Origin of the sequence: Aeromonas salmonicida, assembly GCF_028355655.1 — a bacterium.
GTDB classification, from domain to species: Bacteria; Pseudomonadota; Gammaproteobacteria; order Enterobacterales; family Aeromonadaceae; genus Aeromonas; species Aeromonas salmonicida.
Map to the genome: position 1 here is coordinate 262,501 of NZ_CP110645.1, position 13,439 is coordinate 275,939.

10 protein-coding genes, 1 tRNA gene and 2 rRNA genes (1 of these 13 running past the window's edge) are annotated in these 13,439 nt (G+C 60.8%); 9 read left to right on the forward strand and 4 right to left on the reverse strand.

The window, feature by feature from the left end; all coding sequences use genetic code 11:
• From ONZ54_RS01330 to ONZ54_RS01340, 3 genes are all read left to right on the forward strand, one after another.
• A 23S ribosomal RNA gene (locus ONZ54_RS01330) occupies positions 1-1,837 on the forward strand; it begins 1,053 nt to the left of the window's first position.
• A 119-nt stretch (positions 1,838-1,956) separates the two neighbouring features.
• Positions 1,957-2,071: ribosomal RNA gene (rrf, locus tag ONZ54_RS01335) — 5S ribosomal RNA — on the forward strand.
• Between the two features lie 98 nt (positions 2,072-2,169).
• Positions 2,170-2,246: transfer RNA gene (locus tag ONZ54_RS01340), tRNA-Asp, on the forward strand.
• 151 nt (positions 2,247-2,397) lie between these two features.
• Here the strand turns inward: ONZ54_RS01340 and ONZ54_RS01345 are convergent.
• Positions 2,398-2,730 (reverse strand): cupin domain-containing protein, encoded by a 333-nt coding sequence (locus ONZ54_RS01345; protein WP_021139898.1) that lies wholly within the window; start codon positions 2,728-2,730, stop codon positions 2,398-2,400.
• Positions 2,731-2,958: 228 nt separating this feature from the next.
• On the opposite strand from ONZ54_RS01345, the gene ONZ54_RS01350 reads away from it, so the two are divergent.
• From ONZ54_RS01350 to ONZ54_RS01370, 5 genes are all read left to right on the forward strand, one after another.
• On the forward strand, positions 2,959-4,317 hold the full coding sequence (locus ONZ54_RS01350) for an NCS2 family permease (RefSeq protein ID WP_271787298.1): 1,359 nt from the start codon (positions 2,959-2,961) through the stop codon (positions 4,315-4,317).
• Positions 4,318-4,554: 237 nt separating this feature from the next.
• A complete protein-coding gene (gene dhaK, locus ONZ54_RS01355) occupies positions 4,555-5,625 on the forward strand; it encodes a dihydroxyacetone kinase subunit DhaK (protein WP_005316680.1) in 1,071 nt (356 codons plus the stop codon).
• Between the two features lie 15 nt (positions 5,626-5,640).
• Positions 5,641-6,270, forward strand: coding sequence for a dihydroxyacetone kinase subunit DhaL (gene dhaL / locus ONZ54_RS01360; protein WP_271787299.1), 630 nt, complete (start codon positions 5,641-5,643; stop codon positions 6,268-6,270).
• A 1-nt stretch (position 6,271) separates the two neighbouring features.
• A complete protein-coding gene (gene dhaM, locus ONZ54_RS01365) occupies positions 6,272-6,988 on the forward strand; it encodes a dihydroxyacetone kinase phosphoryl donor subunit DhaM (RefSeq protein WP_271787300.1) in 717 nt (238 codons plus the stop codon).
• Positions 6,989-7,144: 156 nt separating this feature from the next.
• Positions 7,145-8,227, forward strand: a complete 1,083-nt coding sequence (locus tag ONZ54_RS01370; protein WP_202012633.1) for a glycerol dehydrogenase — start codon at positions 7,145-7,147, stop codon at positions 8,225-8,227.
• Positions 8,228-8,315: 88 nt separating this feature from the next.
• Here the strand turns inward: ONZ54_RS01370 and dhaR are convergent, their stop codons facing one another.
• From dhaR to ONZ54_RS01385, 3 genes are all read right to left on the reverse strand, one after another.
• Positions 8,316-10,217 (reverse strand): dihydroxyacetone kinase operon transcriptional regulator DhaR, encoded by a 1,902-nt coding sequence (dhaR, locus tag ONZ54_RS01375; protein ID WP_271787301.1) that lies wholly within the window; start codon positions 10,215-10,217, stop codon positions 8,316-8,318.
• 163 nt (positions 10,218-10,380) lie between these two features.
• Entirely contained in the window at positions 10,381-11,469 is a 1,089-nt protein-coding gene (gene ydiK / locus ONZ54_RS01380; RefSeq protein ID WP_271787302.1) for an AI-2E family transporter YdiK, read from the reverse strand.
• A complete protein-coding gene (locus ONZ54_RS01385) occupies positions 11,466-12,845 on the reverse strand; it encodes a bifunctional NUDIX hydrolase/phosphatase PAP2 family protein (protein ID WP_271788235.1) in 1,380 nt (459 codons plus the stop codon). The genes ydiK and ONZ54_RS01385 overlap by 4 nt, the downstream gene beginning before the upstream one ends.
• Before the next feature lie 195 nt (positions 12,846-13,040).
• On the opposite strand from ONZ54_RS01385, the gene ONZ54_RS01390 reads away from it, so the two are divergent.
• Positions 13,041-13,421 carry a hypothetical protein gene (locus ONZ54_RS01390; protein ID WP_165484199.1) on the forward strand — a complete coding sequence of 127 codons (381 nt, stop codon included), beginning with the start codon at positions 13,041-13,043 and terminating at the stop codon, positions 13,419-13,421.
• The last annotated feature ends 18 nt before the right edge of the window (positions 13,422-13,439 follow it).

Sequence of the window (13,439 nt, forward strand, 5' to 3'; positions counted from 1 at the left end):
TAGAAGCAGCCATCATTTAAAGAAAGCGTAATAGCTCACTAGTCGAGTCGGCCTGCGCGGAAGATGTAACGGGGCTCAAACCAGGCACCGAAGCCGCGGATTCACACTTATGTGTGAGTGGTAGGGGAGCGTTCTGTAAGTCTGCGAAGGTGTATCGAGAGGTATGCTGGAGATATCAGAAGTGCGAATGCTGACGTAAGTAACGATAAAGGGAGTGAAAAGCCTCCTCGCCGGAAGACCAAGGGTTCCTGTCCAACGTTAATCGGGGCAGGGTGAGTCGACCCCTAAGGTGAGGCCGAAAGGCGTAATCGATGGGAAGCAGGTTAATATTCCTGCACGACTTGTAATTGCGATGGGGGGACGGAGAAGGCTAGGTGGGCCAGGCGACGGTTGTCCTGGTGAAAGTGCGTAGGTGGTGTTTCTAGGCAAATCCGGAGACACAACACTGAGACACGAGACGAAGCCACTACGGTGGTGAAGCCATTGATGCCCTGCTTCCAGGAAAAGCCTCTAAGCTTCAGATTACAAGTCATCGTACCCCAAACCGACACAGGTGGTCGGGTAGAGAATACCAAGGCGCTTGAGAGAACTCGGGTGAAGGAACTAGGCAAAATAGAACCGTAACTTCGGGAGAAGGTTCGCTCTTGACAGTGAAGTCCCTTGCGGATGGAGCAGTTGGGAGTCGCAGTGACCAGATGGCTGGGACTGTTTATCAAAAACACAGCACTCTGCAAACACGAAAGTGGACGTATAGGGTGTGACACCTGCCCGGTGCCGGAAGGTTAATTGATGGGGTTAGCGCAAGCGAAGCTCTTGATCGAAGCCCCGGTAAACGGCGGCCGTAACTATAACGGTCCTAAGGTAGCGAAATTCCTTGTCGGGTAAGTTCCGACCTGCACGAATGGTGTAACCATGGCCATGCTGTCTCCACCCGAGACTCAGTGAAATCGAATTCGCCGTGAAGATGCGGTGTACCCGCGGCTAGACGGAAAGACCCCGTGAACCTTTACTACAGCTTGGCACTGAACATTGAACCTACATGTGTAGGATAGGTGGGAGGCTTTGAAGGCGCGACGCCAGTTGCGCTGGAGCCGTCCTTGAAATACCACCCTTGTATGTTTGATGTTCTAACGCAGGGCCCTGAATCGGGCTCGCGGACAGTGCCTGGTGGGTAGTTTGACTGGGGCGGTCTCCTCCCAAAGAGTAACGGAGGAGCACGAAGGTTGGCTAATCCTGGTCGGACATCAGGAGGTTAGTGCAATGGCATAAGCCAGCTTAACTGCGAGACGGACAGGTCGAGCAGGTACGAAAGTAGGTCATAGTGATCCGGTGGTTCTGAATGGAAGGGCCATCGCTCAACGGATAAAAGGTACTCCGGGGATAACAGGCTGATACCGCCCAAGAGTTCATATCGACGGCGGTGTTTGGCACCTCGATGTCGGCTCATCACATCCTGGGGCTGAAGTCGGTCCCAAGGGTATGGCTGTTCGCCATTTAAAGTGGTACGCGAGCTGGGTTCAGAACGTCGTGAGACAGTTCGGTCCCTATCTGCCGTGGGCGTTGGATGATTGAAGGGAGTTGCTCCTAGTACGAGAGGACCGGAGTGAACGAACCTCTGGTGTTCGGGTTGTCACGCCAGTGGCACTGCCCGGTAGCTAAGTTCGGAATCGATAACCGCTGAAAGCATCTAAGCGGGAAGCGAGCCCTGAGATGAGTCATCCCTGACCCCTTGAGGGTCCTAAAGGGCCGTTGGAGACCACAACGTTGATAGGCGGGGTGTGTAAGTGCAGCGATGCATTGAGCTAACCCGTACTAATTACCCGTGAGGCTTAACCATACAACACCCAAGAAGTGTTCTGGGCCTTGTAGCGAATGAACGAACTACTTACAAATTCAGTGATAGCGAAGCCAACAGGTAAATCGTTATTCACGTCAGCTTTCTAGATTAAGAATTTGCCTGGCGGCCATAGCGCCGTGGAACCACCTGATCCCATGCCGAACTCAGAAGTGAAACGCGGTAGCGCCGATGGTAGTGTGGCATTCGCCATGCGAGAGTAGGACACTGCCAGGCACCCAATTAAACGATGATGTGCAAAATCACGTCATTGGCCGAGAGGATGACACCTCGTTGAAACGGCAGACAATTTAGCAAAAAGCTAACCAGACAGCGGAGCGGTAGTTCAGTTGGTTAGAATACCGGCCTGTCACGCCGGGGGGCGCGGGTTCGAGTCCCGTCCGCTCCGCCATTAATTTGAAGGCCTTCCCAATCGGGAAGGCCTTTTTGCTTTTGCGATCCCTCAAGTTCATCCGCTTCAACCTTCTCAATATTTCCTTGGCTGTATCAATTCAATCCCATTCAAGGTCTAAGGCCTGCCTTTTTCGTTCCCTTCATACACCTCAGTAAAACACGCAGAGCCAGACTGTTGTCATGTCGGGGTGAGTCCATTCCACTCTGTGTTTCTGGCGGGCGGGAATATTGATGTGATCGCCCGGGCCCAGTTGTACCGACTGTTGTGCCTGAGTCTGGGGATCGACGAACAGCAGATTGGCTTCGCCCTGTACGACCAGGATCCACTCATGTTCATCTTGATCGTACCACTCTCCCGGTGCTGTCTGATGTCCGTGAGAGAGAATGCGCTCTATCCGCAGGTGGTTGGTACTGACCAGATCCTGAAAGAGTTCGGTAGGCAGTGGCGAGGGGATATCGTTCAGCAGATTGCGTGTGTGCATGGGTTCTCTCCCGTCTGGCTGTGCGAATGGGTTCTCTGCAGTATAGAAGTGTGTCTCCTGGGTGAAGGTGATAGCAGTAACAAGCTGGTATGCAAACTTGTGTCCGAACGAGAACGCTTTCCGCCATTTTGATGAAAAAGTCAGGGAATTCGCTGCAATTTCGACAAATTCTTGCTATTTTGCGCGCCACAAACGCAAACGATTTCCTTCACACTTTCAGGACATGTCATGGCAAAGCAAGATATGGCCGCCCAATCAGGGAACGGCGGCTTTTTGGACTCTTATTTTTCCATTTCCGCGCGCGGTAGCAGTGTGCGCCAGGAGCTGTTGGCAGGGCTGACTACCTTCCTTGCCATGGTCTACAGCATCATAGTGGTACCGAACATGCTGGGTGCTGCCGGTTTTGAGCAAGGCCCCGTCTTCGTGGCCACCTGTTTGATCGCCGCCTTCGGCTCTCTGCTGATGGGGCTGTGGGCCAAGCTGCCCATGGCTATCGGTTGCGCCATCTCCCTCACCGCCTTTACCGCCTTCAGTCTGGTACTGGGTCAGGGACTGAGCATTCCGGTTGCCCTCGGCGCCATCTTCCTGATGGGTGTGCTGTTTACCCTGATCAGCGTCACAGGCGTGCGCCAGTGGATCCTGGATAACCTCCCCTCCGGTATCGCCCACGGCACCGGCATCGGTATCGGTCTGTTTCTGCTGCTGATCGCTACCAACGGCGTCGGCATGGTGATCAAGAACGAAGGGGCCGGTCTGCCGGTTCAGCTGGGTGAGGTGACCTCCTTCCCGGTCATCATGACGGTACTGGGTCTGGCCGCCATCTTCGGTCTGGAGCGTCGCAAGGTGCCAGGCGGCATCCTGATGGTGATCGTCGCCATCTCTATCCTGGGACTGATTTTCGATCCCAAGGTGACCTGGCAGGGTTTCTTCGCCATGCCGAGCCTGACCGGCGAGAAAGGCTCTCTGGTTGGCAGCATGGATCTGCTGGGCGCCCTCAATCCTGTGGTCATTCCGACCGTACTAGCGCTGGTGATGACCGCCGTGTTTGACGCGACCGGCACCATACGTGCCGTAGCGGGTCAGGCGGGCCTTATCAACGAGCGTGGACACATCATCAGCGGCGGCAAGGCCTTGACTGCCGACTCCGTCAGCAGCATGGTCGCTGGCGTGGTGGGTGGAGCTCCGGCTGCCGTCTACATCGAGTCTGCCGCAGGCACTGCGGCCGGTGGCAAGACCGGCCTGACCGCAGCCTTGGTCGGCGTGCTGTTCCTGCTGATGATCTTTCTCTCGCCGCTCAGCTATCTGGTACCGGCTTATGCCACCGCACCGGCCCTGATGTACGTCGGCCTGCTGATGCTGGGTAACGTCACCAAGCTGGACTTCAGCGATTCGGTCGATGCCCTCGCTGGCATGCTGTGCGCCGTCTTCATCGTGCTCACCTGCAACATCGTCACCGGCATCATGCTGGGCTTCGTGGCGCTGGTCGTGGGTCGTCTGTTTGCCGCCGAGTGGAAGAAACTCAACGTCGGTACCGTCATCATTGCCGTGGCACTGGTGATCTTCTATGCCGGTGGCTGGGCCATCTAACCTGTCCACTTATTCCGGTTGTAGCGAAGGGCCCTGCGGGCCCTTTTTCATGGCTGTGAGGCCGCTAACAGTTTCTCGCCCGTTTGCCTCTCGCCGTTTCAGATTGAAACACCAATGGCCTTTCTCCTGTTTCAAATCCGAACCGAACCGGCCATCATTTTTCTCCCGATTTATCCCGTTAGACTGGCTCCATCAACCATTTGCCCACCCGTGTGGTGGCAAGCCAAGGAGTGAGCCATGAAGAAACTGATCAATGCCGTCGATGCCGTGGTCCGTGAACAACTGATGGGGATGGCCGCCGCCCACCCCGAGCTCAAGGTACGTATCGAACCCCACTACATCACCCGCGCCGATTCTCCAGTGATGGGCAAGGTCGCGCTGGTCTCCGGCGGTGGCAGCGGCCACGAGCCGATGCACGGCGGTCTGGTGGGCAAGGGGATGCTGGATGGCGCCTGCCCTGGCGAGATTTTTACCTCGCCGACTCCGGATCAGATGTACGAGTGCGGTCAGGCCGTTGATGGCGGCGCGGGCGTGCTGTTTTTGGTGAAGAACTACACCGGCGACGTGCTCAACTTCGAGACTGCGGTCGAGCTGCTGCATGGCGATGGCGTCAAGGTCGGCTTCTCGCTGATCGATGACGACGTGGCGGTGAAAGACAGCCTCTATACCGCCGGTCGTCGTGGCGTCGCCACCACAGTGCTGTGCGAAAAACTGGTGGGTGCCGCAGCCGAAGCGGGCTATGACCTGGCCCATTGCGAGGCACTGGCCCGTCGCATCAACAACCAGAGCCGCACCATAGGCGTCGCCATGCACGCCTGTACCGTGCCTGCCGCCGGCAAGCCCTCCTTCACTCTGGCGGACAACGAGATGGAGTTTGGCGTGGGCATCCACGGCGAACCCGGTATAGCGCGCCGCCCCTTCACCGACCTCAATACCCTGGTGGATGACATGTTCAGCGAGCTGGCGGACAACACCCCCTATGGCCGCACCCTGCGCCATTGGGACAGAGCCTCCGGCAGCTGGCAGGAAGAGCACACCTTCATCGAACCGCTCAACCGGGGCGATCGTGTCATAGCCCTGGTCAACAGCCTGGGCGGCACCCCGATTTCAGAGCTGTATGGCGTCTATGGTCGCCTCGCGGCCCTGTGCGAAGAGGCGGGCATCCATCTGGTGCGCAACCTGATAGGTCCCTACTGCACCGCCCTCGACATGACAGGTATCTCCATCACATTGCTCAAGGTGGACGACGAGCTGATGACCCTGTGGGATGCCCCCGTTCACACCCCCGCCCTGCGTCGCGGCTGCTAAGGAGCCCTTACTCTCATGCTAAGCAAACATCACATCGTCAATTGGCTGCTCGACTGCGAACACATCTTCACCGAGCAGCGTGACTACCTCACTGCGCTGGATACCGACATCGGCGATGGCGACCACGGTCTCAACATGCAGCGCGGCTTTACCAAGGTGGCCGAGAAGCTGCCTGCGGTGGCAGACAAGGATATCGGCCAGGTGCTGAAAACCACCGGCATGACCCTGCTCTCCTCGGTCGGCGGCGCCAGCGGCCCGCTCTACGGCACCTTCTTTATCCGGGCAGCGGCCAGTACCGACGCCTGCCAGAGCCTGAGCCTCAGCCAGCTATGCAAAATGCTGAGCGATGGGGTCGAGGGGATCGTCTCCCGCGGCCGTGCCGAGCCGGGTGACAAGACCATGTGCGACGCCTGGTGGCCAACACTGGCCGCCCTGCAACAGGCCCAGCAGCAAGATCTGCCCCTCAACGAAGCGCTGGACAAGGCAGTGGCAGCCGCCGCAGCCGGTACCGAGGCCACCATCCAGATGCAGGCCCGTAAGGGGCGCGCCAGCTATCTTGGCGAGCGCAGCATCGGCCATCAGGATGCCGGGGCCACCTCGACCCTGCTGCTGCTGACCGCCCTGCGTGACAGAGCGAGGTTGTGACATGATCGGAATCGTAGTTGTCTCTCACAGCGCCATACTGGCGGCCGGCTTGAAAGCGCTGGCCGACCAGCTCGGCAGCCCGGCCAGATTGCTGCTGGCGGCCGGGGTCGATGACCCCGACCACCCCATCGGCACAGATGCCATCGCGGTGATGAGTGCGATTGAAGAAGCGGACGACGGCAGCGGTGTGCTGGTGCTGATGGACTTGGGCAGCGCTCTGCTCAGCGCCGAAACCGCCCTCGAACTGCTGCCACCGGAGCTGAGCGCCCGGGTGCGGCTCTGCCCCGCCCCGCTGGTCGAGGGCACCCTGGCCGCCGTGGTGGCAGCTGGTTCCGGCATGACGCTGGATGAGGTAGCCGCCGAGGCACTCGGCGCGCTGGGCCCGAAACAGGCGATGCTGCCCGCCCGCGCGGCGCTGGCCGCCACTGAGACCGCCCCCGTTACCGACGACGGCTGGCTGCGCTGCGAGGTGGTGGTGGATAACCCCCACGGCCTGCATGTGCGCCCCGCCGCCCGACTGGTGGCCGCCCTCAAGCCCTTTGCCGCTGAACTCAAGCTGCAAAAAGGGGATAAAGAGGCCAACCCCCGCAGCCTGACCCGGCTCACCATGCTCAACGTGCGTCAGGGCGACACCCTCGCCCTGCTGGCGCGCGGGGAGGATGCCACCGCCGCATTGGCCTGCTTCCAGCAGCTGGCAGCCGAGCGCTTCGGCGACTGACGTCGCACCCCACTGTTTCAAGGCGCTGCACTCGCTCGCTGAGTCTGTGCAGCGCCACTGTAATGCAAGTAAAGACGAAGGACTCCCCGGCACTGCCGCCCCTTCGCCCCTGTTAGTTTCAAAAGAAGTCTTATGAACTAGAGAGAGGGATAGAATATGGACCGCATCATCATCAGCCCCAGCAAATACGTGCAAGGCAACGGGGCCCTCGCCAATATCGGCAACTACGTCAAAGCACTCGGCAGCAAGCCGCTTATTCTGGCCGACGCCTTCGTCACCAAGCTGGTGGGCGATACCGTGGCCACCAGCTTCCACGGCGCCGGTATCAAGCCGGAATTCGACTGCTTCAACGGCGAGTGCTCCCGTCCCGAGATCGACCGCCTGCTGGCCCGCTGCAAGCAGACGCCGTTTGACGTCATCATCGGCATCGGCGGCGGCAAAACGCTGGATACCGCCAAGTCAGTCGCCTTCTACCAGAAGGTGCCGGTGGTCATAGTGCCCACCATCGCCTCCACCGATGCCCCCACCAGCGCGCTGGCGGTCATCTACACCCCGGAAGGGCAGTTCAGCGAATACCTGATGATCCCGACCAACCCCAACATGGTCATCATGGATACCGGCGTGGTCTCCCGCGCACCGGTGCGGCTGTTGGTCTCCGGCATGGGGGATGCGCTCTCCACCTACTTCGAGGCGCGCGCCAACAAGGTCTCCGGTTGCCAAACCATGGCCGGTGGCGCCTCTACGCTGGCGGCGCAGGCTATTGCCGAGCTCTGCTACAAAACCCTGCTGGCCGATGGCTACAAGGCCAAGCTGGCGGTGGAACAGGGGCTCTGCACCAAGGCGGTGGAGAACATCATCGAGGCCAACACCTACCTGAGCGGTATTGGCTTCGAGAGCAGCGGGCTGGCCGCCGCCCACGCCATCCACAATGGCCTGACCCAGCTGGCCGAGTGCCACCACCTCTACCACGGTGAGAAAGTGGCGTTCGGTACCCTGGTGCAGCTGGTGCTGGAGAATGCGCCGATGGCGGAGATCGAAACGGTGCTGGGTTTCTGCCGCTCGATCGGCCTGCCGACCAACCTGCATATGATGGGAGTCAAGGAGCTGGACATGGCGCGCTTGATGGAGGTGGCCAAAGCCTCTACCGCCGAGGGCGAGACCATCCACAACATGCCGTTCAAGGTCACTGCCGAGGATGTGCTGGCGGCCATCGTCACCGCCCACCAGCTGGGGCTGTAAGCGCACCACCGCTGACCTTGCCATATAACACGGCCCCGCATCTGCGGGGCCGTTTCATTTTCTACGGGCCAGTTGGCGACGCTCGCCGTCAGCCGTGATAGTCGGCGGGATCGATCTCGAGCAGTTTCAGTCGTCGCCAGAGGGTGGTGCGGCTGATGCCAAGATGCTGGGCCATCTGGCTCACTTGCCCCTTGCAGGCGTGGGCGCAGCGCAAAATGGCTTGGCGCTCCAGCTCTGCCAGAGTGAGCAGCGGTTGCCCCACCACCTCGTCCGCCACCAACTGATAGCCGTGGCGAATGGCGGCAGGCAGCGCCTCCGGCGGGATCTGCCCCTGACCGGCGTGAAGCAGGGCATGCTCGACGGCGCTGCGCAGCTCCCCCAGATTGCCGGGCCAAGGATAGGCGAGCAGACAATCGAGGGCCGCCGGACTGAACTGGCGCACCGGCTCGCGCCCCTGCGCCCCTAGTTGCTGGCTGATCAGACCCGGCAGATCCGCCGCGCGTTCCCGCAGCCCCGGCAGCCACAGCTCGCACGCCTGCAGCGCATAGAGCAGCTGGCGGCCAAACAGCCCCTCCTGCACCAGTTGCTCCAGCGGGGCGCTGCTGGTGGCGATGATCCGCACCTTGAGCGGCAGGATGCGGGCCGAATCGAAACGCTGGATACGGCCGGTCTTGAGCAGTTGCAGCAGCGCTGCCTGCATGGGGGCAGAGAGGCACTCCACCTGCTCCAGCACTAACGTGCCGCCGTGGGCCAGCTCGAACTTGCCCGCCCGCTCCTGCCCCGCCTCGTCGGAACCCATCAGCTCCAGCGCCATCCGCTCGCTCGGCAGCGCCTGACAGTTGAGGGTAATGAGCGGCCCGGCGGCCCGCTCGCTGCCAAAGTGGATCGCCTCCGCCAGCTGGGCCTTGCCCACCTCCTCCTCGCCGCGCAGCAAGATCGGCCCCTGACTCTGGGCCGCCTGCCGGGCGTAGCGCAGCAGCTTGCGCATGGCGCTCGATTCCCCCACCAGCGCCGAGAGCTCGGGCACCGTCTGGCGCAGCTGGTGAATGGCCCGCAGCCGATCGACCGGGTGCAGCAGGGCGATAAAGCTGACCCCCTCCGGCCCCGGCAGCGGCTTGAGGCTCACCAGCGCATTGATAAACTCCCCCTCCTGAGCGCCGAGCCGCTCCAGCGTCACCTCCACATGACTCAGTGGCGTCTGCCCCTTGATGGCCAGCTGCAACCGCTGGGGCAACAGCAGGTGCTGCTCCAGCGGCTGGCCGAGACAGAGCGCCGGATCGAGCCGCAGCCGGTGTGCCGCCAGCGCGTTGAGGTAGCGCAGTCGGCCCTGGGGATCCCAGGCCAGCACGCCGTCATCCATGCCATCGAGCAGGGCGTAGAGCTCGCTCAGGTGGTGCTGGGACTCCTGCATCAGGGTCTCCATCTGCAGCAGATGGGCCAGCTCGCGCCCTGCGCTGACGGCGAGCGCCAGATCGCCGGCGCTCGCCGCCTCCACCTTGCAGATCAGGGCGATGATGGCGACCTGACGGCCATTACTGTTGTAAACCGGGCTGGCGCAGCTGTGCCACGGGTGCAGGGTCTGGTTGAAGTGCTGGGGGCCGCTGACGCAGAGCGGCACTCCCTCCAGCGCCGCCAGATTGATGGCATTGGTGCCGATGCGCCCCTCACTGAAAAAGGCGCCGGGGCCAAACCCGAGCGCTGCCAGCTCCGCCAGTGTGTCGGGGTGGCCGGTGCGGGCCAGCAGACAGCCGCTCTCGTCGGTGAGCAGCAGGGCGCAGGGGCGCCCCTCCATAAATTCGTAGAGATCTTCGAGGGCCATCTCGCCGGTGGTGAGCAAGTCCCGCTTGCGCTGACGCAGGCTCTGCAAGGTCTGCCCCTTGGCGCTGTGGGGCGGATGCCAGAGGGTGGCGCTGGTCTGGTGGGCGCAGCGCAGCCAGGATGCCTGCAGATAGTCAGGCCAGGGCAGCAGCGGCTGAAGGTCAGATGGCATGGTCACAGCAATATCCGGCAAGATGTGAGCCGACCATTTAACCACGCCAGCGAGCCCGATTCAGTGACCTGCCTCAGAGGCTGGGTAATGCCATTCAGGTCATTGGAAACAGAAGAGCCGCCCGATGGGCGGCTCTTTGTATCAGCTAATTATTGCCAAACCTTCACTCCGCCTTTGGCGGGGCAAGCAGCGGCTCTGCTACGGCTTGTTCATCTTCTCTCACCCAGGCATCCAGCAGGGTGTAACCCACCGCCAGCACGACCGGGCCGATGAAGAGGCCGATAATTCCCATGGTCAACAAGCCGCCGATAACCCCCACCAGTATCAGGATGAGCGGCAAATCCGCTCCTCGCTTGATGAGGAAGGGACGCAGTATGTTGTCCATGGTGCCTGCAAACAGTGACCATACCAGCAGGAAGGTGCCCCAGGTGGTGTCACCACTCCAGTAGAGATAACCGATACAGGCCAGCAATACAGGGAAGGGGCCGATCTGGGCCACGATCAGCAGGAACATCACCACCACCAGCACCATGGTGTAGGGGATGCCTGCAATCAGCAGGCCGATACCGGCCACGGATGATTGCACCAGCGCGGTCACCACGACGCCCATGGCCACGGCGCGGATCGCCTGGGAGGCGAGCACTGTGGCATTGTCACCGCGCTCGCCAGCAAGGCGGTGGGCGAAGCGGCGAATGCCGGTCGCCACCATCTCACCCGAGTGATAGAGCACGCCGCAGATCCCGACTGTCAGCAGGAAGTGCACGAACAGCAAGCCCAGATTGCCTGCCTGGGAGGCGAGCCAGCGGGCTGTCTGACCGAAGTAGGGGGCCAGCTTGGTAAACAGTACCTGACCGCCGCTCGCCAGGATCTGCTGCCAGAACTCATACAGCTTGGTGCCCACCAGAGGGACCTGTTGCAGCCAGAGCAGCTCGGGGGGCGGTGAATGGCTGATGGTGGTGCCCAGCTCGATCAGCATGGGAGCTTGCTCCGCCACATTGGCCAGTGCCATGAACAGCGGAATAACAAACATCAGCAGCAGTACCAGCGTCATGAAGAGGGCTGCCAGCATGCGCTTGCCCCACAGCAGGCGTTGTACCATCCGCATCAGTGGCCAGGTGGCTATGGTGATCATGGTGGCCCACACCAGCGCAGGCAGGAAGGGGCGCAGCACCATGAAGCACGAGATGATGAGAATGCTGAGAAACAGCACCCCCAGCGTGGTCTTGGCTAAATCCACTTTTTTCATATTCATAACAATCCCTTGTCGGAGCCGGAGCCCCTGGGTAACGGGTCAGAGTTCATGAGTGAGAGTATCCACCAGAGGCCGGCGCTCAACCAGAGCCCCAGGCAACAATAGAGTAGCCACTGGCCCAGAAGAGTGAGTCCTGAGCTGGTCAGCCAGACTGGCAGCGACCACAGCAGCGCCCCGATGGGCAGGCCACCGAGCAGGGTAACCGTCAGCATTCGCAAGTATTGTGTCCGGGCGCGCGCCAAGGGTAGCAGCATGCCGAGCATCAGACCCAGGCTGAACATGGCAAGGCCAGCCAGGGCAGAGGATTGGCTCCACCAGGCGGCCAGTGCGCAGGCAAAGGTCAGACAGATCCAGCTCGGTGGCGTTGCTGAAATACCGGATAATCCGGCGTGAATTGCCAGCATCAGCGCGCCCAGCAGCAGTCCTGCCGCCACGTCCGAGAAGAAATGAACGCCGAGCCAGACCCGGGCCAACCCTGTTGTGACAGCCAGCAAGAGTGCCAACGCTGCGCTGCGCCAGGGATTGGCGGGCCAGCACAGCCTGAGCAGCACGCCCCAGAACAGCAGCGCCGAGGCAGCATGGCCGCTTGGCATGCCAAAGCCCTGTGCACTCTGTTGTGCCAGTGCAGGATCGAGGTGGAAGGGCCTGGGCCAGCCGATACCCTCCTTGACCACGAGCACCATCAGGGCAAGGGTCAGCATGGCCAGCAACAGCTGACGCAGGCGAGGCCAGCCCAGCAGCGGCAGCAGCAAAGGTAACAGGGCAAGCTGAAACGCGGCTGAACCAAACAGATTGCTGGCATCAAGCCAGAGCACGTCAGTACCGAGCCAGCTCTGCAACTGCCGGATCAGCGGGAGCTCTGCCCTGTGCAACTCGTTGCCGTCGGTACTGAAGTCGTGCTGCCACAACACAGGGCTGTCGGGAATGTCGGCCAATCTGGGGGCCAACCAGTCGAGCTGCGCCGGGAAGCGGCGTTGTGCATGTGGCAACTGTGCCGGATCGATCAGCCTGGCATTGAGTATTTCACCGCCGAGGTTGGGGGCCTGCAACTGTGAGACAAAGCCCGAGCCTGTTTGTACCCTGATGGGTTGCAGGGCCTGGCAGGCGAACAGGGCAGCTCCCTGCCATTGTCCCAATTCACCACTGATCCGGCTTCGCAACCCTGTCTCTTCAAACAACTCGCGCTGCGCTGCCTGCTGCGGGGTCTCGCCTGCATCTATGTAGCCCCCGGCCAGGCTGTAGCGGGAGGATACTCTGTCCTGCACCAGCAGCAGTTGTTGCTGATGCTTGACCACGCAGACGGCGGCGGTGGGATCGGCTGAGGCTGGTTGCACCAGCAGCAGGGCACAAATCAGTAAAAAACAGTAGCGAAACATGGCGCCTGAACTGTGGGTGTGGATGAGCGCAAGGGTCACAGAAATCAGATAGTTGGGCAATGATTTCCTGTCTGGATGCCAGCTAATGGCGGGTTTGGCACCCGGCAGTAAGGTGAGGAAGGATTGCCGTGGGGTGAGGCAGTCCCTAGTATTGGCAGCTATGTTATTTTCATGCAGCAAACCTTGGGACCTTCCATGAAACAGTTTGGTTTTTTTCTGGGCATTGCCATCGGTGTCATCCTGATACTGTTTGGCAGCATCGTTATCTTTCAGGCCTTGCCTGCCGCACTGGATGTGCTGGAGATGCCGAGCCGAATCCCGTTCGTGCGTGAGGTCTACACTTGGCTGATGACCAGTGCCAGCGGCTTGACCGGCCAGCTCGAACAGAACTTCCTGGAAGCGTTCCAGACAGTGCTCAAGCTGATCCTGCTCATCACCTTCATGTGGGTCTGCGTCAAGCTGGTCAATATGGGGGTGCTGATCATCCGCGCCGGGGTGGATCTCATCCGCACCGCCATCGAGCACAGCGAAAGCACCCAGACCAAGAAGTCCGAACACGACAGCCACTTCCAGTAACAGTGTGCCGCAATGAAA